Here is a 19,508-nt window from a genome sequence, read left to right as displayed (position 1 = left end):
GACATGAAAAGCATCCCTCGCCCCGGCCGCCTGTGGCTGACCCTTGCCGCGGCGGCCATGTTCTCGGCGCTGGCCGCACCCGCCTGGGCACAACTGCGCATCGGCCAGCCCACGGGCATCACCGGCTCGGTGGCGGCGGGCGTGAAGGAAAACATTGACGGCGCCAAGCTCTACCTGGATGCGGTGAACGCCCGCGGTGGCGTGAACGGCCAGAAGATCGAGCTGATTTCGGTGGACGACAAGTTCGACCCCAAGCTGACCGTCGAGGTGGCGCGCGAACTGATCACGAAACGCGGTGTGCTTGCGCTGTTTCTGAACCGGGGCACGCCGCACGCACAGGCCCTGCTGCCCTTGCTGGCGGAATACAAAGTGCCGCTGGTGGCCCCCAGCACCGGCGCCATGGCGCTGCACACACCGGTCAACCCCTGGGTGTTCAACGTGCGCGCCACCTACCAGCGCGAGGCGGCCAAGGCCATCGAGCACCTGGCCACGATCGGCATCACCCGCATCGCGGTGCTGCAGACCGACGACGCCTTTGGTGCTGATGGGGCCATTGGAGCGGAAAGCGGGCTGAAGGCGGCTGGGTTGAAGCCGGTGCTTCAAGAAAAATTTCCCCGAGACAAACCTGATTTCAGCACCCTGGCACCGCAAGTGGCCAAGAGCGGGGCACAGGCCGTGATGATTCTGGGATCGGCCGGCAACACCGCCGAGGCCGTGAAGGCAGTCCGCGCCGCGGGCTCGCGAGCCCAGGTGGTCACGCTGTCCAACAACGCGTCCGAAGGCTTCATCAAGCTGCTGGGCGAACACGCCCGTGGTGTGATCGTGACGCAGGTCTTTCCGAACGAACGCTCCGTCAGCTCGCCATTGATTAAGGAAGCGCTGGAACTGGCCCAAACCAAAGGGCTGAGCAGCGTATCACCCGCGATGATGGAAGGCTACGCCGCGGCCAAGGTGCTGGTGGAGGGCCTCAAGCGCGCTGGCCCCAACCCGACGTCCGCCGGGCTGCGCGATGCCCTTGAAGGCATCCGCAACTTCAACCTGGGTGGGCTCACGGTCGACTACAGCGCCAGCAACCACACCGGCCTTGATTTCGCCGACCTGTCCATCGTGGACGCCGCCGGCAGGTTTCGGCGCTGACGCGGGCGATCAGGCGGCCAGGAAACCGAGGTCGCGGGCCGAACCGAAATTGCCGAGGTTGGGCAGGATGGTGTTGAGCTGGCTGTCGTTGGCGCCGAACCATTTGAGCAAGGTGGCGGCGTATTGGTCGACGCCGGTGGTGGGAATCCAGCGGCCTTGCCGCTCCCAGCTGGCCTCGCCCACATCGTCCGGCCCGCCCAGGGCCAAGGTGGGTGAAAGGGAGAGAGATAACTCCACGGCGGGCCATTGGATAAATCGGGACATGCCGGGACGGGCCGGGAATTATCGGGACGCGTGAAGTAACGCCGTTACGGCAGTTGAAACAAAAACGGCCCGAGAAAATTGGGCCGTTGGGTGGAGTGATTATGGGGCTACGCGAGCGATCCGAACAGCGTCGGCGCCCCCGCCGCCTGGCGCTTGAGCCGTTCCTTGATGCGGGCGATCTTCTTCTGCATCCCGCGCTCGCTGATCCCGTATTCCAGCGCCAGCTCGGCGTAGTTGTTGCCGTTGAACTTCCTGTAGACCTCGTCCTCCTGGAGGCTCAGCTTGAGCAGATAGTCCTTCGGAAAATTCAGCGTCTGGCCGCCCCACACGTCGGCCAGGTGGTCGGCGATGTCCGTCGCAATCAGGTCTGCGGCCTTCTCGTTCACGCCCAGCTCCACCATCCGGCGGGCGGAAAAATCGGCCGTGTCCTGCAGCAGCTTGTTGCGCCGCCGCTCCATGTGCTGGCTGTTGATCTTCATTTTTTGCTCCCTTCAACTGTCACCCCCGCCGACTGTGCGAGCTGCCAAAGGTCGGTGTATTCATCGACCAACTGCACGTGGCGTTTCTCCAGGCCGTACACCAGTCGGCGAACGGCTTGTAACCAATTGTCGTGCCAGATGGCGTCCTTGTGCGAAGCCCAGGTTTTTGCAGGCTCGCGCAGGTACGGCGCCAGCACCTGCGGCAGCGAGCGCAGCAGCCACGCTTTCAGCGGCTCCAGCACCGGCACCATGTCGCTGACCCATTCCATGCGGTCCACGCCCGTCTGGCGCCGCGCGTAGGCCAACAGCGCCGCCTCGCTCGGGTCGCGCACCTGGCCGATGGCGTGCAGCGTGAGCCACATCGCCCGCGCCTTGCGCGACTCGGCATCGCCTGCCAGCACCACCGCCCCGGGCTGGGCCGCGCGTGCTGCGGTGGGGGCCTTGCGCACCCGACCGGCCGGCTTCGCCTTGCTCGCCACCTTGAAGCCCATCGCCTTCATCGCGTCCACCGCCTTCTGCAGCTGCGCGGCGTTCATGTTGGCCGACGACTCGCCGCCCTGTGCGCGCAGCACCGAACGATAGGTCTCCTCGTCGAGCCGAAGATCACGGCGCGCCACATGCACCAGGCGGATCAGGCGCGCGCGGTTGTCGCTGGCCGCGTTGGGCCGGCGGGCGGAAACATAGGGCTTGGGCTGGGCTTGCATATCGGGGCTCCTTCTTACCGAAGCGCACCTGGTGGTGCACTTTGGTAAAAACCGGGGCCTTCTACGGCGGCCCCGGGAAACCGGTCCTTTCAGCGTCTCCCCTGAGGAGGGATAGAACCCACGAGTGGCCAAGGATCGAACCAGCCGTGGGCCGCTCAGAACTGCGGGAGTTGGGTTTAAACCGGGTCACCCACCGCTTACCCCCACCGGCCTATCGCGCCCCAAGGCGGCCGGCTGCGCGTGTGGCATTCAGATCGGTGGTGTTTTGAAGCCCGGGCGGGGGCGCAATTCCCAGCGGTCGCACACCGAATACTTCGTGACGAGAAACGAGCCCAGGCGGCACTGCAGCGTGGAGCCGTAGCACTCCACCGACTGCCCGCAGGTCTCGCAGCGCTGGCGCTCCATCGCGCTCTGGTAGTTCTGGGCGCCCTTGGCGCGGGCGATGGGGCCGCCGCTCATGACTTCACCCAGCCCGTCTTGCGCGTCCAGTGCATCAGCTGCGTGCGGGTGGCCACTGGGCTACCGCTCGGGCCGGGCTCGCACGCCACCGCGCGCATCGTCACGTTGGACCCACTGAGCCGGGCCAGGTGGTCGGCCGCTTCCCAGAACTCATTGGGGACGTTGCCCGCGTCGAAGTTGAGCGCGCCGCGCCAGGCGCCTGCGCCGTTGAACTGGAGCTGTGCGGCGCGGTTCATGCGATCAACCTCCGCTCTTCTGCGCCGCCAACGCCTCGGTGAAGCTCGGCGTTTCGACCGGCGTTCCAGCCAGCATTGAGGTGCCCGTCGTCCAGCTTCCGGAGCTTGGACTTGTCCAGGACCTTGGTGCTCTTCATCTCGCCGTGGTTGCGCTCCATGTAGGTCAGCAGTAGGGCCGCGTTCCTGGTCGGCTGTGCGAAGGCCTCAACCTTTTCGGCGACGCCCCACACCCACCCTTTGGCGAACGCATCACCGCGCGCCGTCTTGGTGATGGGCTTGCAGTTCTTCGGCTGCTTGGCGATGTGCGCCAGGCGAGCGACCGAGCACTGGCGCAAGAGCACGTCGCAGGCGTAGCCGGCAACATCGGCCGATGCGTCCAGGCCAACAAACACCCACTCCTTAACGACCACCCAGTTGCCTGCGCCGTTGTAGCCGCCGCGCTCCGAACGGAACTGCTCGCAACCGAAGGCTTTCGCCACCAGATTGACAAGGGTGACCTCCCAAGTGTTCATCGCGGCGCTGCGCGTCTTGACGCGGGCCTCGCGCACGTCAGCCAGCGACACGTCCTGCTCGGCCAGACCGAACTCGGCCATCAGCTTTTGTGCCTGGCGCATCGCTGCAGCTGCTTCGTGTTCGTTGGCGCTGCGGGACAGCGCCATGCACTTCTTGACCTTCTTGAGTGCTTCGTCGCGGGTCATCAGAACAACTCCTCAGTCTGCGTGTCGCGCTCTGCCTCGGCCACGTCCAGGCCGCGCCGAATGAAGTGGTTCGCCAGCATGTTCAGATCGTCCTGGCTGTCCACGTCGTGGACCTTGTCGTCGTAGGCCTCAATGCGGGCGAGCAACTCCGGGTCGATCACTGCGGCTGCCTTGCCGATGGCCGGAACCGGCTGCGGGGCCAGCCATCCCATCACGCGCTCGCGGTAAACATCGGCCTCGATGCTCAAAGCATCCGCCGCCGCCGCAGTCAGCAGCTCGAACGACTCAGACCCCGGGCCGATGAGATACGCCAGGCGGGGGTCTGCCTGCAGGCGCTGTACGAGGTGCACCACGGCCTGCCCTGCCCGGGAGAACGGCTGTGCGGCGCTCATGACACCACCTCGCGAGCCGCCGGCACCGGCGACACCTTGCACACCACCCGAACCGTCGCGCCCTCATTCACCACCGACAGCTTCCAGCCTTCCTTGTGCAGCGCCGTCACGGCCGCGCGCAGGGCGTGGCGGTATTCCAGTGGCACGGCAAAGCTCTTGCCTTCCGGCATCGTGCGCATCTTGTCCACCCAGCGGTCGTGCGCCTTCTTCGGGCTGTCCAGCCCGGCGGGCGCGTCCTCGAACGCAATCGCCTCAATGTCGATGGTCGTGCGCACATGGGTCTTGCGCTGCGAGGGCATGTTCACCGTCGCGACGGCAGCGGGCGACGGGCTCACGCGGCCGATGTTCGGGCCGGCCGAGTAGACACGGCCGTCGATCTTCAGCAGGCCGGCTTCCACCGCCAGCTGCAGCTGCAGCTTGACGTTCTTGGGGTCCACGTGCCATTTCTTCGCAATGTCCTGGTCGTTCAGCTCCTCGTCCGGGCAGCGGCTGAAAAAGGTCACCACGCGCGCGGGCAGCGTTTCATCGCGGGGGGTGTATTGGCCGCCGCTCATGACGCTTCCGCCTCGGTCTCGGTGGCGCCCTTGATCAGCGTGTCCACCAGCTTGTCCACCTCGCTGTCGGCAGGCTTGATCACCACCTGCTCGCCAGTGTTCACCACCGTGCAGCCGATCTTCTTGAGGTCGGCCGCGCTCAGCTGCGCCAGCGCGTCCTTGGCCGGGGTTTCCTTGGTGATGATCAGCACGTCGGCCTGATCGGGCAGGTGCTTCTTGATCAGCTTCACCACCTGCTCGGCGTCGTCGAACTTGATGCCGCCCTTGCCCTTGGCGAAGCCCACCTTCACGCCGTGAAACACCACCGTCTTGGGCTTGGTGAACAGCTGCGGGTTGGCGTCGATCAAGGCGCGCAGGTTGTCGTGGCGCTCGGCCACCTTGGCAATGCAGCGCTTGAGGGCGGGCAAGTTGTCGCGCTTGAGCGCGTCGATGCCGTCGTTCAGCACCGTGACGATGCCGGTCACCTCGGCGCGGGCGTCCGCAAACGCCTTGGCGCGTTTTTCAATGTCGGTCAACTGGGTCATGGGTTGCTCCTGGTCAGTGGGTGGGAGTGGTGCGCTTCTCGTGGATCTCCACCAGCATGCGGCCCATGCCGAAGGCCATCTCGGCGCCCATCAGGGTGCACTCGGGCCGCGCTGCGCTGATGGCCTTAAATGCCGCAGCCAGCGCCATCAGAGCCAGCCCGGGGCGGGTGGTGACGGCACCTTCGTCGGGCGTCGGCACGCCGATCTGCGCCATGCCCATGAGGCGCACGATCAAGTCAGCCTGCTGCCTCATCTGCGCGTCGTTGAGCTGCAGCGTTGCGGCTGCAGATTCCAGTGTTTCGGTGTTCATTCAGGGCTCCCTGTGGTGGGTTCGTTGGTTGGCTCCAGGCTCTCGCCCGGAATGGAAAAACAGCGCGTCGTCACGCCGTAGCTCTTGATGCGAATCGCCCGTGGGTTGGCCGCAATGTGGCGGCGCCGGAAAAGCGCCACGAGCCAGCGGCTGGCCGTCATGGCGGCGCGCTGCGGGGTCAGCTCGGGCCGCAGCGCGGCGCCCAGCTCGGCGGCCGTGTAGAAGCCGCCCGCATCGCGCATAAAGCGCCAGGCCGTGGCGGCCTCGGCCGAGATCGGGTCGGCCCGCACCGGTCGGCTCAGCGCCGGGAACTGACGGTGCACGGTGCCCGTGTAGCCGGTGGCATTCAGCGGCGCGCTCATGGGAAGAACCTCCCCGCGATCACACCCACCGCCAGGGCGCACAGCCCCACCACCACCGTGAACGCCAGCGACGGCAGCAGCCAGCGCTTCAGTTCGCGGCGCTGGGCCGGCGTGCCCAGCAGGCCCACCTTGTGGCGTTCGATGGCGCCCGGGGCAAAGTCAAAAGAGGAGCGGGGGGCACTCATGGCGCGGCCCTCCCGGTCAGCTGAATCGCGGCCACGGTGCAGGCATCCGGGTAGTCGGCCCACATCTGTTCCAGCGCCTCGCCGTTGCCCAGAAAAAAGCCATAGCCGCGCAGGCGCTTGCCGTCCTGCAGGGTCACCGACACTTTGAAAAGGTGTGCCATGGCTCACACCTCCCGCACCACATCGGCGGTCACCCTCGGCACGCCGAGATCGGCGGCCATGTTCATGCACGCGGTCAGCAGGTTTTGCACCGCCAACGGGTACAGCAAGCTCACGGCCGGCGACTCGCCGCCCATGGCCTTGCGGCCCATGCCGAGGCGCGTCGTCGTCAGGCGCGAGCGCAGTGCGTCAATGCCCGCCTGGTCGATCACCTCCACCACCGGCTTGCCCGCCCGGTCAAACTTGAACTTCAGGTATTCCTCCAGCTTGCCGTCCAGCGGCTGCAGCTCCACCACCTCGCAGCGCTGCACCACCTCGCGCACATTCGGGTCGCTCTCGCTCAGCTTGCTGCGCAGCTCGCTCTGCCCGATCAGCACGATGCTCAGCAACTTGGCGAACCCATCCTCCAGCTCGAAGAACCGCTTCAGGTGCTTCAAGGTCGAGATCGGCAGGCCGTGGGCCTCTTCGATCACCAGCACATGCTGGTTGCCCGAGCGGCGGCTGTCGCGCAGCACCCGGTGCACCTGGCGGAAGCGCGCCTCCGGGCTGCTCTTCGGTGCCTCCAGCGGCGCCACCGCCGTCAGAATCGCCTCGGCAATGTGGCCCGCCTTGAGCGTCTTGCCCTTGGTGTCGGTGTCCTCCATGCCCAGCACATAGGGTTCGATCACCACCACGTGCTGCCCCTCGCGGTTGATGCGGTCGATCAGATCGCGGCGCAGCGTGCTCTTGCCGCTGCCGCTCTCGCCCACCACGGCAATGAAGCCGCCGTGGCGCGCCGTCTGCCACATCGCCTCGCGCACATAGCGGATGTCGGGGGAAACAAACACGTCCTCGTGGCTCTGCACCTCGTCGGCCAGCGGGTCACGGAACAGTCCAAAGTGCTTCTTGCTGGCCGGTGACAGCCCTTGTTTGCGCAGTAACATTGCGTCGTCCTTTTCGTCAGTGGTTGATGAATCCAGGGACACCGCCGGGGCCACGTCTTCAACACATGGCTCCGGCACCTCTTCAAACACGGTGATCAGCGCCTGGTCGCTGACACCGCAATCAATCAAAAATGACAGGCACAGGTCCTTGAGCGCGGCCGTGTGAATCGACCTCGGCCATTGCCCGTGGTTGATCAGCGCGCCCAGCGTCGGGCGTGCAATGCCCATCTCCCGCGCCATGTCCGCCTGTTTGATGCCCGCGTCGGACATCACCTGTTTGAGCTGCAGCGCGGCCATCAAGCGCCCCCCACAGCGCGCAGCGCCGTCATCTGCTTGCCGCCCTTGATCTCGTCAGCAATGCCCTGCAGGGCCTCTTCCTGCACGCCGCCCGGGTGGCGCTGCGCCAGCCAGGCGAAGTGCTCCGCCGTCCAGCTGCTGCCCACCAGGGCGCGCAGGCGCTTGGCCGCCTCCACATGGCCCAGCGGCTCGGCCTGCACCTCGCGCACCGCGCGGCCCGCTGCGCGCACCGCCTCGGTGGCCACCTCGGCAGCGGCCGGCAGCAGGCGCTGCGGCAGCTCTTCGGTGCCCAGGTGGCTGTGGGCCGTGAGGCCCTTGCCGTCGTTCAGGTGGGCGAACGGGCGGGCGTTGGCCTCGCGCTTCTCGTCGGCCTTGTCCACCGTCATGCCGTCGCCGTAGGCCGCAATGGCCAGCCGGCGTGCCACCGCCTCGCCCGCCGTTTCCGGCATGCGGCTGTAGCCCTCGCCGATCACCTGCGCCGCAGCGTTGCGGCCCGAAGCGTCGAACTCGCGCACCGGCTCCACCTCGACAATCAGCGCCTCGGCGCCAGCGCGCGGAATCTCCACCCGCAGCAAGCCGTCGCGCAGCAGCAGCGGCGTGACGCTGACCTTCTGCCGGTTGTGGATGTGCTCGGCCCAGGCCCGCAGGTCGTAGCGCGCCGCGCGGCCCAGCTCGGGGTGGGCAAAGCTCACCGCCAGGTTGTTCACCTGGCGTTCCTTCTCGCGCCCCGCCATGAACCACTGGCACACCTGCAGGCTCGGCAGCTCAATCAGCGCGCCCGGCGTGCGCAAGATCAGCGCCCACAAGTCGTCGCGCACCATCGGCTCGCCCGAGGCCCGCACCAGCCGCGCGTCAATGTGCTTGAGCAGGTTCGCGTTCCAATCGCGAGCCCAGTTCAGCGCCGCCGCGTTCAGCTCTTCGATGCTGTTCACCGGCTCCAGCTTCAGCCGGCTCTCGAAATGCGTCTCCACCAGGTTGTTGGCCTGCTCCACGCCGCCCTTGGCCCAGGCGTGCCCGGCCGCGTGCGTCTCGTGCTTCACGCCCAGGCTGTCCAGCAGGTTTTGAATGCCGTGCGAGGTGTTGGCGCTGCCCTTGTCCCAGAGCATCATCTGGGGCACACCGTGGTTCAGCCGGCCCTCTTGCTTGCCCCACGTCCACATCAGGAAGTCAAACAACACCTGCTGGTTTTCGCCCGCGCTCTCGTAGTAGCGCACGTCAACCACACCGCTGAAGTGGTCCACCCGCACATAGCGCCACACCTTCAGCTTCACCTTGGCGTAGTTCTCCTGCTTGTTCTTGTAGAACTTCTGTTCCGTCATCAGGTGCTGACGCCCGCCCATGTAAAACAGCAAGCACAGCGACGGGTCCACCTGGTGCAGGTAGTTCGGGTTCGGGCTGCGCAGCTCGGTGGTCGTGCGCGCCGTCATCACCGAGGCCGTGTCCATGCGCCGCGTGCGCAGCAGCCGGGCCACCTGGCTCGCGCTCACGTTCACCGTGATGCCGTTGGTGTCGGCCACATTCATCGCCACGCAAGTGGGCATCGTCTGCTTGCCGTTCATGCGCACGCCCTCCCGCTTCATCGCCGCGATGGCCAGCAGAGATTCCTCAGGCAGGCGGCTGCTGCCCTTGTCGGCCCGGGCCTTGCGCCCACTGTCGTAATCGGCGTGCTCGCGCAGCCAGTTGTAGACCGTGCCCGTGCTCCGGCCCAGGCCCATGGCAAAGCGCTCCACCATGGGCCTGCGCTCGCCGTGTGGCGCTGCGTTGAGCTGGTCGCGAAGAGCCACCAGGTCAACCAGCGCGTCGGCGCTGAAGGGCTTGTTGTTGTTGCTTGCCATGGTGTCCTCGCTCACTCGGGGAGGAACAGGCTCAAGGTGTCGGTGAAGTCCTGCATCGACCGCGCCAGCTCTTCTTCAATCGCCAGCAGCGCGTCGCGCATGGTCACAGCCAGGGCGCCCAGCGCCGAGTCGTGGACCTTCTGGCCTTCCTCGTCGGCGGGGCGCTCGCCCATCGCCTGCTCGCGAATCTCGCGCAGAGCCTTCAGCTTCGCCAGCGCGTCACGCTTCAGGCCGCCGGCCAGTGCATCGGCAGCGACAAACTCCTCTGGCAGATCAACGTGCACGTTGAAGCGCTTGCTCTTGCGGGCCAGCTCGTCGATCTTCTTGTTCTTCGCTGTCAGCAACTGCTCGGTGGCCGCCTTGTCCGCCTGAAGCCCGCGCGCCGCTTCACGCAGCTGGCTGGCGCTCATGCGGTCGAAGTCGTCCATTTCCTGCAGGCCGTCCAGCACGTCGTCGTCGTGTGTGACCAGCTCCAGGAAGACCGAGCCGCTTTTGACCTGGGAGGCCAAAACCGCCAAATTGGCGGATTTGGCCGTCTTCGCAGCGGCCTGCATGAAGCGCTGTGCCGTGCGATCAGACAGGCCGAGCAGCTCCACGCGCTTGGTGAACTCGCCATGCGGCGTCAATTCCTTGAGCACCAGCAGGCGCTTGCCGGTCTCCAGAATGGCCTCCACCGTGCGCCGCTGGTAGAAGCGGATTTCGTCTTCAATCGCGCCCACCGAGAGCGAGCCCTCGTAGCCGATCTGCCGCGCCACCACGATGGCCTTGCTCGCCTGGTCGGCCTGCAGCGTGGCCAGCTCCCGTGTCGATGCCTCCAGCACTTCCAGTGCGCCGCCCGCCGCTGCCGGCTCGGCCGTTTGTGCTTGTGATTCGTTTGCTGTGCGTCCCATGGTGGGTGTTCCTTTTTCAGTGGTTGAGAGAGAGGGAGAAAACGCGCGGTCAGCCCAACAGGTAGTTGCGCTTCATGTCGTCCAACTGCTGGGCGCACTTCTCGAAGGCGCGCAGGGTGCGCACGCTGAGCTGAGAGAAACGGGAGGTGATGCGAAAGCGCCCCTCGGGCGTGCGCTCCACCCAGCCCTTGTCGATGAGCGTCGCGGCGGTGCGCGTCACGTAGGGCGCCGGGCAGTCCAGCGCCGTGGCAATGTCTTTGTTGCTCATGCCGTTGGGCAGCTCGCCGCTCAGCACCTCCAGCATCGCCAGCGCCCGCAGCACCTGCGCGCTCACGTCCTTGTCGGCGGCGGCGCTCATGAGGGCTCTCCCATGCGGCAGACCGTGTCCAGGCGCATCAGCTCCAGGCGGGCGCTCTGCGCCACCAGGTCGGCGATGTGATCGGCCAGCCGGCCCGCGTCGATGTGCAGCACGCCATAGCTCGTGTGGATCTCGAACCCCCGGGCCATGTCGGGCACGTGGCGGTTCAGCGTGTAGCCCAAGCCCATGGCCTGGTTGACTGTGTCGGCGGCGGCGCTCATGCCGCGCTCCTGAGCTGGGCCTGCCGATGCGCGATCTCCAGCCGGCCCTTGATGACAGGGTTGTGGCCCTGGTAGTCCCTCGGCAGCGAGGCCTTTTCGATCAGGCGCACCAGCTTGTTCAGGCGGGCCTCGCAGCGGCTCGAATCGCGCAGCAGGTACAGCGCGGGGAGGCCGTTGCGGCTGGCGATCTCGGCAGCGTTCAGCGAGCTGCGGCGGCGGTTGATCCAGTGGGTCAACACGGGGGCGGCATCTGTGAGGCTCATGTGTGAAAATCCCTTGGTGAGTGGTTGAAGAGAGGCTTAGGCCGTGGCTTTGGACGGGTCCGGCTTGATGCCCAACTTCACGGCGATCAGGTGCTGGGTGCCGCGAAGGGCGGGGCTTTGGCCGTTGAGCACGCGGTACACATCCGGCCGGCGAAAGCCGTGCTGGTCTGCCCAGGTACCAATGGATTCGCCGTGGGCAATGAACTTGGCTTTGCGTTGTTGAGGGGTCATCGTTGGCTCCTTTTTTTGGGGATGCGGAGTGCGGATAAGTGCGTTTAGATGTCGATTTATGGACATTGTAAGTCCATAAATCGACACAAGCAAGGGCGACCATGGATTTCTTTTCTTTCGAGGCCGCGCTGCTGCGGCTCAAGGGGGCGCTCGCGCTTCAGGCAGACAAAGACGTGGCCGACGCGCTGGGCATGGCGGCGTCTGCGTTCAACAAGCGCAAGGCCCGGGGCTCGTTTCCCGAGGCCGAGGTGCGCGCACTGGCGGCCGAGCGCGGCTTTGATGCGGAGTACGTGATCAGCGGCGTGGCGCAGGCCGCGTTGGAAATGATCCAGGCCGCTCGCGAGGGGCGGCCGCTCAAAAAGGTCAGCGCAAACGACGCTGCACTGCTGTCGGCCTGGCACACCTGCAGCGAGTCCGATCAGCAGCTTCTGTTTGACCTGCTCATGCGCTTGAGCCAGAGTGCCGTAGCAGTGACGCCGAGCGGGGTCTACCCCAAAGCAGAGGAAGCAACAGCGCCCACACTGCACGAGCGACGACGAAAATCGCTGTAGCCCATCGCCCCAGTTCGACTCAAAAAAATCAGGAGGAAGTCGTGAACAAAAAGCACCTGGTGGCCGTAGCCATCGCAGCAGCTGCATTGCCCGCGTTCAGCGCCGACGCGTGGACGTTTGAGCGCGTCAACGACGCCATGACGGGCGCCACCACCTGCGCCGCCGTCTCACCCGCGCAGTACCTGCAGACAGGGCGCGGCCAAGAGCTGGCACCGGTTCGCCTGGTGGTCTCGGTGTCGGGCGGCAAGGTGCTCGCCGCGATCCGCGTGGACACGCAGACCAAGGGCCTGCTGCACCCCGACGCCTCGGGCACCGGCATCAAGGTCGAGCCCGGCGCCTTTCACCCCGCCGCCGCCAAAGCCCAGCAGACCTGGGCGAACCTGAGCGACAGCGGCAAAGCGGTGGACGAGCTGCTGCTCGGCAAGAGCGTGCGCATGCGCGTGAAGTTCTGGCCCTATGACCGGCTGGTGGACACGCAACCGATCACCACGCAGGGCCTGCCTGATGCGGTGGTCAAGGCGAGCAAGTGCGCATGAGCCGCCGCACGACGGTGGTCATCGCCGCGCTGCTCGCGTGTGCCGCTGCGGCTCCCACCTGGGCCATCAACAAATGCACCGGCGCTGACGGCGCGGTGGTGTTTCAAGACGCGCCGTGTGCGGGCAAGGGCGAGGCGCTCAACGTGCGCCCGGCCAGCGGCCATGTCAACGCCGCCAGTCTGCAGGCCGCAGAGCGCTCCAAGCGCGAGGTTGCCAGCATCGAACAGGGCAGCAAGATCAACCAGGCTATCTCGCGCGGTGAGCCCGTCGTCGGCATGACCCGTGCAGAGCTTGATCAGGCCATGGGCGCGCCGACCAAGGTCAACGCCGACAACTACCAGGGCCGGCGCAAAGACCAGATCATCTACGAGCGCCGCGGGCAGACTTGGTACGTCTACACCGACGACGGCGTGGTCACCAGCATTCAGAACCGCCCCGAATCCTCCCTCGCTGCCGCTGGCCCCGGGGTCAACTGCCCAACACCCTTGGAGATCAGGGCGATGGAGACCAGCGCGTCCAGCATCCGGCTCAGCGAAGCCGAGCGCGTGGAACGCCTGAAGCAGATCGGCGAAGCGCGCAAGTGCGGGCGCTGACGCCCCGCAAGTAACCACCTGAAATCCCGCCCGCGTTCCAAATACGCGGTCGCGCGCGCACGGCACGATGCCGTGCATGTCTGCTCGCACCTCCAACCTCATCGTCATTCACTGCTCGGCCACGCCGAGCGGTCAACGCATTGACCGTGGCACGCCGGGCAAGACCGGCCACCTGAGTGCCGCCCAGGTCATCAACAGCTGGCACGCCGTTCGCGGGTTCAAGCGCAGCTTCGCAGCACGCCAGGCGTTCAACCCCGAGCTGCCCAGCATCGGCTACCACTACGTCATTGACCTCGACGGCACGGTCCTAACCGGCCGCCACCTGGACGAGATCGGCGCGCACGCCGTGCAGTTCAACGCGCACTCCATCGGCATCTGCCTCGTGGGCGGCGCAGAGCGCAGCGGGCGCTACACCCGGGCGCAGTGGGAGGCGCTGGCGCAGCTGGTGCTCAAGCTCACCGCCAAGCTGCGCATCCCGCTGAACCCCGCAATCCGGGTCAACAAGGCCACATCACCGGGCTACGACGTGTTGGCCGGCGTGTGCGGGCACCGCGATCTATCGCCCGACAAGAACGGCAACGGCATGACCGAGCCCTTCGAGTGGCTCAAGACCTGCCCCGGCTTCGATGTCGATGCCTGGCTCTCCAACGGATTGCGCCCCCTGCCAATCCACATCTTCGCGGTGGACGCATGAACCTCAAGCTCATCCCCGACTGGAAGCTGGCGTGGCGCTTCTTGAGTGTGCAGGCCGCCGTGCTGCTGGCCCTGCTCTCGGCCGTGCAGGGCGAGGTGCTGCCCCTGGTGGCGCCCCTGTTCCCTGAACGCTACTGGCCCTATGTCTCGGGCGGCATCGCGCTGGCCATCGTGGTGCTGCGCGTGGTGTCGCAAGACGGCCTGGCCGTGGAGCGCGAGCAGCTGGAGCTGGACGAGTTCGAAGCCCAGCTCGAAGCCGCCGACCTGCGCCGCCGTGTGAAAGAGCCGACCCCGCTGGCCCCAAGCCAGCAGCCCATGCCCTCCGGCCGCTTTGAGCAGTGGCTGGGCGGCGTTGCCACCCTTGCCCTGGTGCTCACCGTGGTGTGCGCCTGCCTGGCTGTTTGGGCGTTCACCAAATGATGGCGCAGCTCTGGCTCCTGGCCGCAGCCTTTGCCGCTGGCTCGGCCGTGGGCGGCGCCGCCAGCTGGCAGCTCGGCCGCGCCCCGCTGCGCATTGAAAACGCAGACCTGCGCGAAGCCCACACAGAGAGCGTGCGCAAGGCAGTCACCGCCGCCGCCCAGCGCGTGCAAGACGCCCAGACCCGCAGCGACACCCTGGGCGCCCGGCTCAGCACCACCCTCGCGGCCAACGCCACCCTGACCAAGGAGAAAACCCGTGCGCTTCAATCCGCTACCTCTGGCCGTGCTTGCCTGTCTGGCCGCGCTCTCGGCGTGCTCAACGGCTCCACCGGCATCAGCGTTGCCGGCGCTGGAGTGCCCGCGCCCCAGCCGCGAGCTGCTGCAGCCGGTGGAGCCCCTGCCGCCCCTGCCCACGCAGAGCGCCAAGACAGCCCGAGCGCCGGGCTTCCTGCCGACCCTGCCGAGCATCCCGCCCTGGAAGCCACCGACACGGCCGTCGCCGTCTGGATCGCCACCGCCGGGCAGCAATACGAGGGGTGCCGCGAGCGCCTGAACGCCTTGATCAGCTGGCACACAAACCCCCAAACCAAGAGCCCCACCGAGGGCCAGAGACCATGACCTTTTCCCTCGACCTCTGGCAGACCATCGTGCTCATTGCCATGGTGCTTGGTGCCTTCATCGGGCTGCTCAAGCTGCTCATGACGCAGCAGACCAAACACCTCGACGACAGCTTCAAGGTGCAGGGCCAGCGCCTGGACAAGATCGAACAAGCCAGCGCTGCCGAGGCCGGCAACTGGCAGCGCATGGAGCGCGAAATCCTCCAGCTCAAGGCAGACCTGCCGCTGCATTACGTGCGCCGCGAGGACTACGCCCAGACCATCGCCACCATCATGGCCAAGCTCGACGCCATGGGCATGCGCTTTGAAAACATCCTGCTGAGAGGCCAGAAGAACCATGAATGAAGCCCAAATCCGCGAGCAGGCCGCGCGTGCCCGCCGCGAGTTCATCCGCTGGGTGCTGCTGATGGCGGCCGAGATCAACAGCCCCACCCACTCCACGCTGCGCATGCTGCTGGGCGTGGTGCAAGGCGCTTACAGCGACGCCACCGTGCTGGAGGTGCGGCGCGAGCTGGACTACCTCGAAAGCCGCGAGCTCATGAAGGTGCACGTGGACCCGCTCAACCAGGTCAGCTGCGAGCTCACCCGCGAAGGCTTCGACGTGGCGCAATACACCGTGGCCGTGGAGCCGGGCATTGCCCGCCCAGCCAAGGTCTGAGCCATGGCCCGCAAATCCAGCGTCAGCCGCCTGCCGGCCGAGGTCAAGACCTACATCGAAGCCATGCTCGCCACCGGCGCGCAGACGCTGGATGAGCTCATCGGCGACCTGCGCGAGCGCTTCCCCGCCGAAGCCCAGGCCGGCGACCTGCCCAGCCGCAGCGCGCTGCACCGCTACGGCAGCAAGCTCGACCGGCGCCTCTCCGCCATCCGCGCCAGCACCGAGGCCGCCAAGCTCATCCAGGCGCAGGCCGGCGACGACCAGGACGCCCGCAGCGAGGCCCTCACCGCGCTGGTGCAGACCGAGCTGTTCGAAGCCATCCTCATGCTGCAGGAAGCCGACGAGCTGGACGAAGACGGCAAGCCCGCCGACCCAGGCGACCGCGTGGCCATGCTCAGCGCCGCCGCCAAAAACATCGCCACCTTGACCAGGTCAAGCATCGGCCTCAAGACCTTCCAGGCCCAGGCCCGCGCCCGCGCCAAGGCAGCGGCCGAGACCGTGGACAAGATCGCCCGCAGCGGCGGCCTGAGCGGCTACGCGGCCAAGCAGATCAGGCGCGAGATTTTGGGCATTGCTGCCTGACCCACAACAAGGAGAACTTAGATGACTGGATTGATCGTGTTCGTTGGCATGTTTGGGCTGTTGGCCCTGGGCTCCATCTGGAACGGGTTTGTGCTGACGCTGTTGTGGGCCTGGTTCATCGTGCCCACCTTCAACCTGCCCGCGCTCACCCTCGCGCCCGCAATCGGTGTGGCGTTGGTCGTTGGGTTTCTCACCTACCAAGCCAAGCCCGAGCAGGACGGAAAAGACAAGGCCGCAGCTCTTCTGGACAGCGTCATACACATGGCACTGAAGCCGGCAGTGATGTTGGCCATCGGCTGGATCGTCAAGCAATGGATGTGACCTCCACCATGGAAATCTCGCTTGTCTTGGGCTGGTGGGCGATCCCCACGGTTGTCAGCGTGCTGGCGCTGCTGTGGGCGTTCTTCTGGCCGGCCGATGACGGCGGCTTCATGGGCGGCATCACGCGCATCTTGATGCTGCTGCCCGCGCTGTTCGTGATCGCCATCGCCTGGGTGCTGGCCGCCATCTTCAAATGACCGCCCCCACCGTCCCCTTCGAAGTCCCGAACACCGCCCTCAAAGCGGTGCCGGCGGCCGTTCTCATGGGCTACCAGCAGCGCTGGGTGGCCGACCCGTCGCCGCTCAAGGTCGAAGAGAAAAGCCGCCGCACGGGCCTCACCTGGGCCGAGGCATCGGACAACGTGCTCACAGCGGCCAGCGAGCGCATCGCGGGTGGGCAGAACGTCTACTACATCGCCTACAACCAGGACATGACGATTGAATACATCCAGGCCTGCGCGATGTGGGCCAGGGTGTTCAACCGCGCGGCGGGCGAGATCGAGGGCGGCTTCTGGGACGGCGAGAGCGAGGAAGACAAGGCGATCAAGACCTACACGATCCGCTTCCCCAGCGGCTTCCGCATCGTCGCGCTCAGCAGCCGCCCGAGCAACCTGCGCGGGCGCCAGGGCGTGATCGTGATCGACGAGGCCGCGTTCCACGAGCAGCTCGGCGAGCTGCTCAAGGCGGCGATGGCCATGCTGATCTGGGGCGGCAAGGTGCGCGTGATCTCAACGCACAACGGCGACGACAACCCCTTCAATGAGCTGATCACCGACATCCGCGCCGGCCGCCGCGCCGGCACCGTGCACCGAGTCACGTTCCAGGAAGCCGTGGCCGACGGCCTGTACAAGCGCGTGTGCATGCGCCTGGGCAAGGTCTGGACAGCCGCCGAAGAAGACGCATGGAAGGCCGGCGTGTACGCCTTCTATGGCGACGGCGCCGCCGAAGAGCTGGACTGCATCCCCAGCAACGGCACCGGCGCCTGGCTGAGCCGCGCCCTCATCGAGAGCCGCATGAGCGCCGACACGCCCGTGCTGCGCTGGGAGTGCAAGGCCGGCTTCGAGCTGCTGAGCGACAGCATCCGCACCGCCGAGGCGCGCGACTGGCTGGAGGCGCAGATGCTGCCCCACCTGGAGCGCCTGCCGGCCGAGGCGATCAGCTTCAACGGCCGCGACTTCGGCCGCTCGGGCGACCTGTCCGTCGAGGTGCCGCTGATCCAGCACCAGAACCTCGTGCGCCGCGTACCGTTCACGGTGGAGCTGCGCAACGTGCCGTTCCGCCAGCAAGAGCAGATTGCCTTCTACCTGCTCGACCGCCTGCCGCGCTTCACCGGCGGCGCGTTCGACGCGCGGGGCAACGGCCAGTTCCTGGCCGAGGTGGCCATGCAGCGCTACGGCGCCACGCGCATCCAGCAGGTGATGCTGAGCGAGGCCTGGTACCGCGAGCACATGCCGCCGGTCAAGGCCGCGCTGGAAGACGGCAACCTGCAGGACCTGCCCAAAGACGCCGACACGCTCAACGACCTGCGCGCCGTCCAGGTGGTGCGCGGTGTGCCGCGCGTGCCCGACGTGCGCACCAAGGGCGAAGACAAGGGCAAGCGCCACGGCGACGCGGCCGTGGCCGTGGCACTCGCCTACTACGCCAGCCGAGAGCTGAACGCCGGCCCGGTGCATGTGGCCAGCCGGCCCGCGCGCCAGAGCGTCCGCGCCCAGATGGCCGGTTACTGAGAGAGAAACAGGCTTACACCATGAGCAAAAACACCCGGGGCATCTATCTCGCGGACGGCAGCATCCACCGCTTCGCCGAGGGCGCCACCACCAAGGGCTTGAGCGATCACATCGCTACCCGCGACCGCTCGCCCGACTTCACCGCGCTGGGCATGTACCTGCCCAACCCCGACCCGATCCTGAAGAAGCTGGGCAAAGACGTGTCGGTGTACCGCGACCTGCGCGGCACCGCCCCGGTGGGTGGCGCGATTCGCCGCCGCAAGGCAGCGGTGCGCAGCCGCGAGTGGCGCCTGGTGGACAGCGTGAGCGGCCAGACCGGCGCCCGCGCCGACCAGAAGGCCAGCCCGCGCATGATGCAGATCGCGCAAGACACGCTGGCCGATCTCGACCTCGACGCGATCCTGGGCGAGATGCTCGACGCGCCGCTGTTCGGGTGGGTGCCCATGGAGACCATGTGGGCCACAGTAGAGGGCACGCTGCGCCCTGTGGGCCTGATGGCCAAGCCGCAGGAGTGGTTCCTCTTCTCGCCAGACGGCCAACTGCGCTTCAAGAGCCGCGCCGCCCCGATCCACGGCGAAGAGCTGCAGCCCCGCAAGTTCCTCGTGCCCCGGCAGGACGCCAGCTATGTGAACCCCTACGGGTTCGCCGACCTGTCCATGTGCTTCTGGCCCACCACCTTCATGCGCGGTGGCCTGAAGTTCTGGGTCACCTTCGCCGAGAAGTTCGGCACGCCCTGGGTCGTCGGCAAACAGCCGCGCAGCGCAGGCAAGAAGGAAACGGACGAGCTGCTCGACCAGCTCGAAGCCATGGTGCAAGACGCCGTGGCGGTGGTGCCTGACGACAGCAGCGTGGACATCAAGGAAACGGGCAGCAAGGGCGACGCGGCCGGCGCCTACCGCGAGCTGCTCATGTACTGCCGCAGCGAGGTGAACATCGCGCTGCTCGGCCAAAACCAGACCACCGAGGCCAGCGCCAACAAGGCCAGCGCCAGTGCAGGCGCCGAGGTGGAGAAGACGCTCAGCGACGCAGACGCCAAGCTGTGCGAGGGCGCCATCAACCAGTTGCTGCGCTGGCTCACCGACCTGAATGAGTCCGAGCAGGCCCCCGCGCCGCGCTTCGAGATGTACGAGGAAGAGCAGGTCAGCGAGGTGCAGGCCAAGCGCGACGGCGAAATGAGCCGCAGCGGCCTGGTGTTCAGCCCGCAGTACTGGGCGCGGGAATACAACCTGCAGCCGGGCGACATCGCCAGCGCTGGCCCCGGCCAGGTGGCGAACCCCGGCGCGCAAGCCGCCAAGCCAGCGGCCCCCGAATCACTCCCTCCCCTCCCGGGG

Annotated in this window: 34 protein-coding genes; 14 read left to right on the top strand and 20 right to left on the bottom strand. The window is 66.8% G+C overall.

The features are described from left to right. Positions 1–3: 3 nt before the first annotated feature. On the top strand, positions 4–1,137 hold the full coding sequence (locus B0E41_RS17440) for an ABC transporter substrate-binding protein (RefSeq protein WP_077332648.1): 1,134 nt from the start codon (positions 4–6) through the stop codon (positions 1,135–1,137). A gap of 9 nt (positions 1,138–1,146) precedes the next feature. On the opposite strand, the gene B0E41_RS17435 is transcribed toward B0E41_RS17440, so the two are convergent. The 20 genes from B0E41_RS17435 to B0E41_RS17345 all read right to left on the bottom strand — a co-directional run bounded on the left by B0E41_RS17435 (position 1,147) and on the right by B0E41_RS17345 (position 11,481). Continuing rightward, positions 1,147–1,401: a hypothetical protein gene (locus B0E41_RS17435; protein ID WP_253194960.1), complete on the bottom strand. Its 255-nt coding sequence runs from the start codon at positions 1,399–1,401 to the stop codon at positions 1,147–1,149. Between the two features lie 107 nt (positions 1,402–1,508). After that, a complete protein-coding gene (locus tag B0E41_RS17430; protein WP_077332646.1) occupies positions 1,509–1,880 on the bottom strand; it encodes a Mor transcription activator family protein in 372 nt (123 codons plus the stop codon). Further along, positions 1,877–2,584, bottom strand: coding sequence for a regulatory protein GemA (locus B0E41_RS17425; RefSeq protein ID WP_077332644.1), 708 nt, complete (start codon positions 2,582–2,584; stop codon positions 1,877–1,879). The genes B0E41_RS17430 and B0E41_RS17425 overlap by 4 nt, the downstream gene beginning before the upstream one ends. A 249-nt stretch (positions 2,585–2,833) precedes the next feature. Then, positions 2,834–3,043 (bottom strand): hypothetical protein, encoded by a 210-nt coding sequence (locus B0E41_RS17420; RefSeq protein ID WP_077332642.1) that lies wholly within the window; start codon positions 3,041–3,043, stop codon positions 2,834–2,836. Then, complete coding sequence (locus tag B0E41_RS17415; protein WP_077332640.1) at positions 3,040–3,279, bottom strand: hypothetical protein; 240 nt, start codon at positions 3,277–3,279, stop codon at positions 3,040–3,042. Before B0E41_RS17415 ends, B0E41_RS17420 begins: the two co-directional genes overlap by 4 nt. After that, positions 3,276–3,977, bottom strand: coding sequence for a DUF2786 domain-containing protein (locus B0E41_RS17410; protein WP_077332638.1), 702 nt, complete (start codon positions 3,975–3,977; stop codon positions 3,276–3,278). The genes B0E41_RS17415 and B0E41_RS17410 overlap by 4 nt, the downstream gene beginning before the upstream one ends. Next, positions 3,977–4,369 carry a hypothetical protein gene (locus tag B0E41_RS17405; protein ID WP_143433887.1) on the bottom strand — a complete coding sequence of 131 codons (393 nt, stop codon included), beginning with the start codon at positions 4,367–4,369 and terminating at the stop codon, positions 3,977–3,979. The genes B0E41_RS17410 and B0E41_RS17405 overlap by 1 nt, the downstream gene beginning before the upstream one ends. Continuing rightward, positions 4,366–4,923 (bottom strand): hypothetical protein, encoded by a 558-nt coding sequence (locus tag B0E41_RS17400; RefSeq protein WP_077332634.1) that lies wholly within the window; start codon positions 4,921–4,923, stop codon positions 4,366–4,368. Before B0E41_RS17400 ends, B0E41_RS17405 begins: the two co-directional genes overlap by 4 nt. Further along, positions 4,920–5,447 carry a host-nuclease inhibitor Gam family protein gene (locus B0E41_RS17395; RefSeq protein WP_077332632.1) on the bottom strand — a complete coding sequence of 176 codons (528 nt, stop codon included), beginning with the start codon at positions 5,445–5,447 and terminating at the stop codon, positions 4,920–4,922. The genes B0E41_RS17400 and B0E41_RS17395 overlap by 4 nt, the downstream gene beginning before the upstream one ends. Positions 5,448–5,460: 13 nt before the next feature. Continuing rightward, positions 5,461–5,757 carry a hypothetical protein gene (locus B0E41_RS17390; RefSeq protein ID WP_077332630.1) on the bottom strand — a complete coding sequence of 99 codons (297 nt, stop codon included), beginning with the start codon at positions 5,755–5,757 and terminating at the stop codon, positions 5,461–5,463. Then, positions 5,754–6,119, bottom strand: coding sequence for a hypothetical protein (locus tag B0E41_RS17385; RefSeq protein WP_077332628.1), 366 nt, complete (start codon positions 6,117–6,119; stop codon positions 5,754–5,756). The genes B0E41_RS17390 and B0E41_RS17385 overlap by 4 nt, the downstream gene beginning before the upstream one ends. After that, positions 6,116–6,304 (bottom strand): hypothetical protein, encoded by a 189-nt coding sequence (locus tag B0E41_RS17380; protein ID WP_077332626.1) that lies wholly within the window; start codon positions 6,302–6,304, stop codon positions 6,116–6,118. Before B0E41_RS17380 ends, B0E41_RS17385 begins: the two co-directional genes overlap by 4 nt. After that, on the bottom strand, positions 6,301–6,465 hold the full coding sequence (locus B0E41_RS27190) for a hypothetical protein (protein WP_171984804.1): 165 nt from the start codon (positions 6,463–6,465) through the stop codon (positions 6,301–6,303). The genes B0E41_RS17380 and B0E41_RS27190 overlap by 4 nt, the downstream gene beginning before the upstream one ends. Before the next feature lie 3 nt (positions 6,466–6,468). Then, complete coding sequence (locus tag B0E41_RS17375; protein WP_077332624.1) at positions 6,469–7,683, bottom strand: AAA family ATPase; 1,215 nt, start codon at positions 7,681–7,683, stop codon at positions 6,469–6,471. Then, positions 7,683–9,518, bottom strand: coding sequence for a DDE-type integrase/transposase/recombinase (locus B0E41_RS17370; protein WP_143433886.1), 1,836 nt, complete (start codon positions 9,516–9,518; stop codon positions 7,683–7,685). The genes B0E41_RS17375 and B0E41_RS17370 overlap by 1 nt, the downstream gene beginning before the upstream one ends. 11 nt (positions 9,519–9,529) lie before the next feature. After that, entirely contained in the window at positions 9,530–10,408 is an 879-nt protein-coding gene (locus tag B0E41_RS17365; RefSeq protein ID WP_077332620.1) for a hypothetical protein, read from the bottom strand. 49 nt (positions 10,409–10,457) lie between these two features. Beyond that, a complete protein-coding gene (locus B0E41_RS17360; protein ID WP_077332618.1) occupies positions 10,458–10,766 on the bottom strand; it encodes a helix-turn-helix domain-containing protein in 309 nt (102 codons plus the stop codon). Further along, positions 10,763–10,987, bottom strand: a complete 225-nt coding sequence (locus B0E41_RS17355) for a hypothetical protein (protein ID WP_077332616.1) — start codon at positions 10,985–10,987, stop codon at positions 10,763–10,765. The genes B0E41_RS17360 and B0E41_RS17355 overlap by 4 nt, the downstream gene beginning before the upstream one ends. After that, the gene (locus tag B0E41_RS17350) at positions 10,984–11,250 is read right to left on the bottom strand and encodes a hypothetical protein (protein WP_077332614.1); all 267 of its coding nucleotides are present in this window, start codon (positions 11,248–11,250) and stop codon (positions 10,984–10,986) included. Before B0E41_RS17350 ends, B0E41_RS17355 begins: the two co-directional genes overlap by 4 nt. A gap of 36 nt (positions 11,251–11,286) precedes the next feature. Then, positions 11,287–11,481 (bottom strand): hypothetical protein, encoded by a 195-nt coding sequence (locus B0E41_RS17345; RefSeq protein ID WP_077332612.1) that lies wholly within the window; start codon positions 11,479–11,481, stop codon positions 11,287–11,289. A 101-nt stretch (positions 11,482–11,582) separates the two neighbouring features. Between B0E41_RS17345 and B0E41_RS17340 the strand changes: the two genes are divergently transcribed. From B0E41_RS17340 to B0E41_RS17280, 13 genes are all read left to right on the top strand, one after another. Then, entirely contained in the window at positions 11,583–12,032 is a 450-nt protein-coding gene (locus tag B0E41_RS17340) for a helix-turn-helix domain-containing protein (RefSeq protein WP_077332610.1), read from the top strand. A 41-nt stretch (positions 12,033–12,073) separates the two neighbouring features. After that, the gene (locus B0E41_RS17335; RefSeq protein WP_077332608.1) at positions 12,074–12,568 is read left to right on the top strand and encodes a hypothetical protein; all 495 of its coding nucleotides are present in this window, start codon (positions 12,074–12,076) and stop codon (positions 12,566–12,568) included. Beyond that, positions 12,565–13,161 (top strand): DUF4124 domain-containing protein, encoded by a 597-nt coding sequence (locus B0E41_RS27365; RefSeq protein WP_077332606.1) that lies wholly within the window; start codon positions 12,565–12,567, stop codon positions 13,159–13,161. The genes B0E41_RS17335 and B0E41_RS27365 overlap by 4 nt, the downstream gene beginning before the upstream one ends. Positions 13,162–13,237: 76 nt before the next feature. Then, positions 13,238–13,855, top strand: coding sequence for an N-acetylmuramoyl-L-alanine amidase (locus B0E41_RS17325; protein ID WP_077332604.1), 618 nt, complete (start codon positions 13,238–13,240; stop codon positions 13,853–13,855). Continuing rightward, on the top strand, positions 13,852–14,274 hold the full coding sequence (locus B0E41_RS17320) for a hypothetical protein (RefSeq protein ID WP_077332602.1): 423 nt from the start codon (positions 13,852–13,854) through the stop codon (positions 14,272–14,274). The genes B0E41_RS17325 and B0E41_RS17320 overlap by 4 nt, the downstream gene beginning before the upstream one ends. Next, positions 14,274–14,891: a hypothetical protein gene (locus B0E41_RS27180; protein WP_077332600.1), complete on the top strand. Its 618-nt coding sequence runs from the start codon at positions 14,274–14,276 to the stop codon at positions 14,889–14,891. The genes B0E41_RS17320 and B0E41_RS27180 overlap by 1 nt, the downstream gene beginning before the upstream one ends. Continuing rightward, positions 14,888–15,235, top strand: coding sequence for a hypothetical protein (locus tag B0E41_RS17310; RefSeq protein ID WP_077332598.1), 348 nt, complete (start codon positions 14,888–14,890; stop codon positions 15,233–15,235). The genes B0E41_RS27180 and B0E41_RS17310 overlap by 4 nt, the downstream gene beginning before the upstream one ends. Beyond that, the gene (locus B0E41_RS17305) at positions 15,228–15,548 is read left to right on the top strand and encodes a hypothetical protein (protein ID WP_077332596.1); all 321 of its coding nucleotides are present in this window, start codon (positions 15,228–15,230) and stop codon (positions 15,546–15,548) included. Before B0E41_RS17310 ends, B0E41_RS17305 begins: the two co-directional genes overlap by 8 nt. Before the next feature lie 3 nt (positions 15,549–15,551). Beyond that, positions 15,552–16,130: a phage protein Gp27 family protein gene (locus B0E41_RS17300; RefSeq protein WP_077332594.1), complete on the top strand. Its 579-nt coding sequence runs from the start codon at positions 15,552–15,554 to the stop codon at positions 16,128–16,130. Between the two features lie 21 nt (positions 16,131–16,151). Further along, the gene (locus B0E41_RS17295) at positions 16,152–16,451 is read left to right on the top strand and encodes a hypothetical protein (RefSeq protein ID WP_077332592.1); all 300 of its coding nucleotides are present in this window, start codon (positions 16,152–16,154) and stop codon (positions 16,449–16,451) included. An 8-nt stretch (positions 16,452–16,459) separates the two neighbouring features. Further along, the gene (locus B0E41_RS17290; RefSeq protein ID WP_143433885.1) at positions 16,460–16,648 is read left to right on the top strand and encodes a hypothetical protein; all 189 of its coding nucleotides are present in this window, start codon (positions 16,460–16,462) and stop codon (positions 16,646–16,648) included. After that, a complete protein-coding gene (locus B0E41_RS17285) occupies positions 16,645–18,177 on the top strand; it encodes a hypothetical protein (protein ID WP_077332588.1) in 1,533 nt (510 codons plus the stop codon). Before B0E41_RS17290 ends, B0E41_RS17285 begins: the two co-directional genes overlap by 4 nt. Before the next feature lie 20 nt (positions 18,178–18,197). Then, positions 18,198–19,508: DUF935 family protein (locus B0E41_RS17280; RefSeq protein WP_077332586.1), on the top strand; the 1,311-nt coding region annotated here is incomplete at its 3' end.

The organism is Hydrogenophaga sp. A37 (assembly GCF_002001205.1).
Taxonomy (GTDB): Bacteria; Pseudomonadota; Gammaproteobacteria; order Burkholderiales; family Burkholderiaceae_C; genus Hydrogenophaga.
The sequence above is the reverse complement of the archived record's forward strand: the minus strand, read 5'-3'. Positions and strand labels throughout refer to the sequence as shown.

Excerpts from the sequence above, each read along its gene's own strand:
- B0E41_RS17440 (WP_077332648.1), top strand. The coding sequence starts at position 4 with ATGAAAAGCATCCCTCGCCCCGGCCGCCTGTGGCTGACCCTTGCCGCG.
- B0E41_RS17435 (WP_253194960.1), bottom strand. The coding sequence starts at position 1,401 with ATGTCCCGATTTATCCAATGGCCCGCCGTGGAGTTATCTCTCTCCCTT.
- B0E41_RS17430 (WP_077332646.1), bottom strand. The coding sequence starts at position 1,880 with ATGAAGATCAACAGCCAGCACATGGAGCGGCGGCGCAACAAGCTGCTG.
- B0E41_RS17425 (WP_077332644.1), bottom strand. The coding sequence starts at position 2,584 with ATGCAAGCCCAGCCCAAGCCCTATGTTTCCGCCCGCCGGCCCAACGCG.
- B0E41_RS17420 (WP_077332642.1), bottom strand. The coding sequence starts at position 3,043 with ATGAGCGGCGGCCCCATCGCCCGCGCCAAGGGCGCCCAGAACTACCAG.
- B0E41_RS17415 (WP_077332640.1), bottom strand. The coding sequence starts at position 3,279 with ATGAACCGCGCCGCACAGCTCCAGTTCAACGGCGCAGGCGCCTGGCGC.
- B0E41_RS17410 (WP_077332638.1), bottom strand. The coding sequence starts at position 3,977 with ATGACCCGCGACGAAGCACTCAAGAAGGTCAAGAAGTGCATGGCGCTG.
- B0E41_RS17405 (WP_143433887.1), bottom strand. The coding sequence starts at position 4,369 with ATGAGCGCCGCACAGCCGTTCTCCCGGGCAGGGCAGGCCGTGGTGCAC.
- B0E41_RS17400 (WP_077332634.1), bottom strand. The coding sequence starts at position 4,923 with ATGAGCGGCGGCCAATACACCCCCCGCGATGAAACGCTGCCCGCGCGC.
- B0E41_RS17395 (WP_077332632.1), bottom strand. The coding sequence starts at position 5,447 with ATGACCCAGTTGACCGACATTGAAAAACGCGCCAAGGCGTTTGCGGAC.
- B0E41_RS17390 (WP_077332630.1), bottom strand. The coding sequence starts at position 5,757 with ATGAACACCGAAACACTGGAATCTGCAGCCGCAACGCTGCAGCTCAAC.
- B0E41_RS17385 (WP_077332628.1), bottom strand. The coding sequence starts at position 6,119 with ATGAGCGCGCCGCTGAATGCCACCGGCTACACGGGCACCGTGCACCGT.
- B0E41_RS17380 (WP_077332626.1), bottom strand. The coding sequence starts at position 6,304 with ATGAGTGCCCCCCGCTCCTCTTTTGACTTTGCCCCGGGCGCCATCGAA.
- B0E41_RS27190 (WP_171984804.1), bottom strand. The coding sequence starts at position 6,465 with ATGGCACACCTTTTCAAAGTGTCGGTGACCCTGCAGGACGGCAAGCGC.
- B0E41_RS17375 (WP_077332624.1), bottom strand. The coding sequence starts at position 7,683 with ATGGCCGCGCTGCAGCTCAAACAGGTGATGTCCGACGCGGGCATCAAA.
- B0E41_RS17370 (WP_143433886.1), bottom strand. The coding sequence starts at position 9,518 with ATGGCAAGCAACAACAACAAGCCCTTCAGCGCCGACGCGCTGGTTGAC.
- B0E41_RS17365 (WP_077332620.1), bottom strand. The coding sequence starts at position 10,408 with ATGGGACGCACAGCAAACGAATCACAAGCACAAACGGCCGAGCCGGCA.
- B0E41_RS17360 (WP_077332618.1), bottom strand. The coding sequence starts at position 10,766 with ATGAGCGCCGCCGCCGACAAGGACGTGAGCGCGCAGGTGCTGCGGGCG.
- B0E41_RS17355 (WP_077332616.1), bottom strand. The coding sequence starts at position 10,987 with ATGAGCGCCGCCGCCGACACAGTCAACCAGGCCATGGGCTTGGGCTAC.
- B0E41_RS17350 (WP_077332614.1), bottom strand. The coding sequence starts at position 11,250 with ATGAGCCTCACAGATGCCGCCCCCGTGTTGACCCACTGGATCAACCGC.
- B0E41_RS17345 (WP_077332612.1), bottom strand. The coding sequence starts at position 11,481 with ATGACCCCTCAACAACGCAAAGCCAAGTTCATTGCCCACGGCGAATCC.
- B0E41_RS17340 (WP_077332610.1), top strand. The coding sequence starts at position 11,583 with ATGGATTTCTTTTCTTTCGAGGCCGCGCTGCTGCGGCTCAAGGGGGCG.
- B0E41_RS27365 (WP_077332606.1), top strand. The coding sequence starts at position 12,565 with ATGAGCCGCCGCACGACGGTGGTCATCGCCGCGCTGCTCGCGTGTGCC.
- B0E41_RS17325 (WP_077332604.1), top strand. The coding sequence starts at position 13,238 with ATGTCTGCTCGCACCTCCAACCTCATCGTCATTCACTGCTCGGCCACG.
- B0E41_RS17320 (WP_077332602.1), top strand. The coding sequence starts at position 13,852 with ATGAACCTCAAGCTCATCCCCGACTGGAAGCTGGCGTGGCGCTTCTTG.
- B0E41_RS27180 (WP_077332600.1), top strand. The coding sequence starts at position 14,274 with ATGGCGCAGCTCTGGCTCCTGGCCGCAGCCTTTGCCGCTGGCTCGGCC.
- B0E41_RS17310 (WP_077332598.1), top strand. The coding sequence starts at position 14,888 with ATGACCTTTTCCCTCGACCTCTGGCAGACCATCGTGCTCATTGCCATG.
- B0E41_RS17305 (WP_077332596.1), top strand. The coding sequence starts at position 15,228 with ATGAATGAAGCCCAAATCCGCGAGCAGGCCGCGCGTGCCCGCCGCGAG.
- B0E41_RS17300 (WP_077332594.1), top strand. The coding sequence starts at position 15,552 with ATGGCCCGCAAATCCAGCGTCAGCCGCCTGCCGGCCGAGGTCAAGACC.
- B0E41_RS17295 (WP_077332592.1), top strand. The coding sequence starts at position 16,152 with ATGACTGGATTGATCGTGTTCGTTGGCATGTTTGGGCTGTTGGCCCTG.
- B0E41_RS17290 (WP_143433885.1), top strand. The coding sequence starts at position 16,460 with ATGGAAATCTCGCTTGTCTTGGGCTGGTGGGCGATCCCCACGGTTGTC.
- B0E41_RS17285 (WP_077332588.1), top strand. The coding sequence starts at position 16,645 with ATGACCGCCCCCACCGTCCCCTTCGAAGTCCCGAACACCGCCCTCAAA.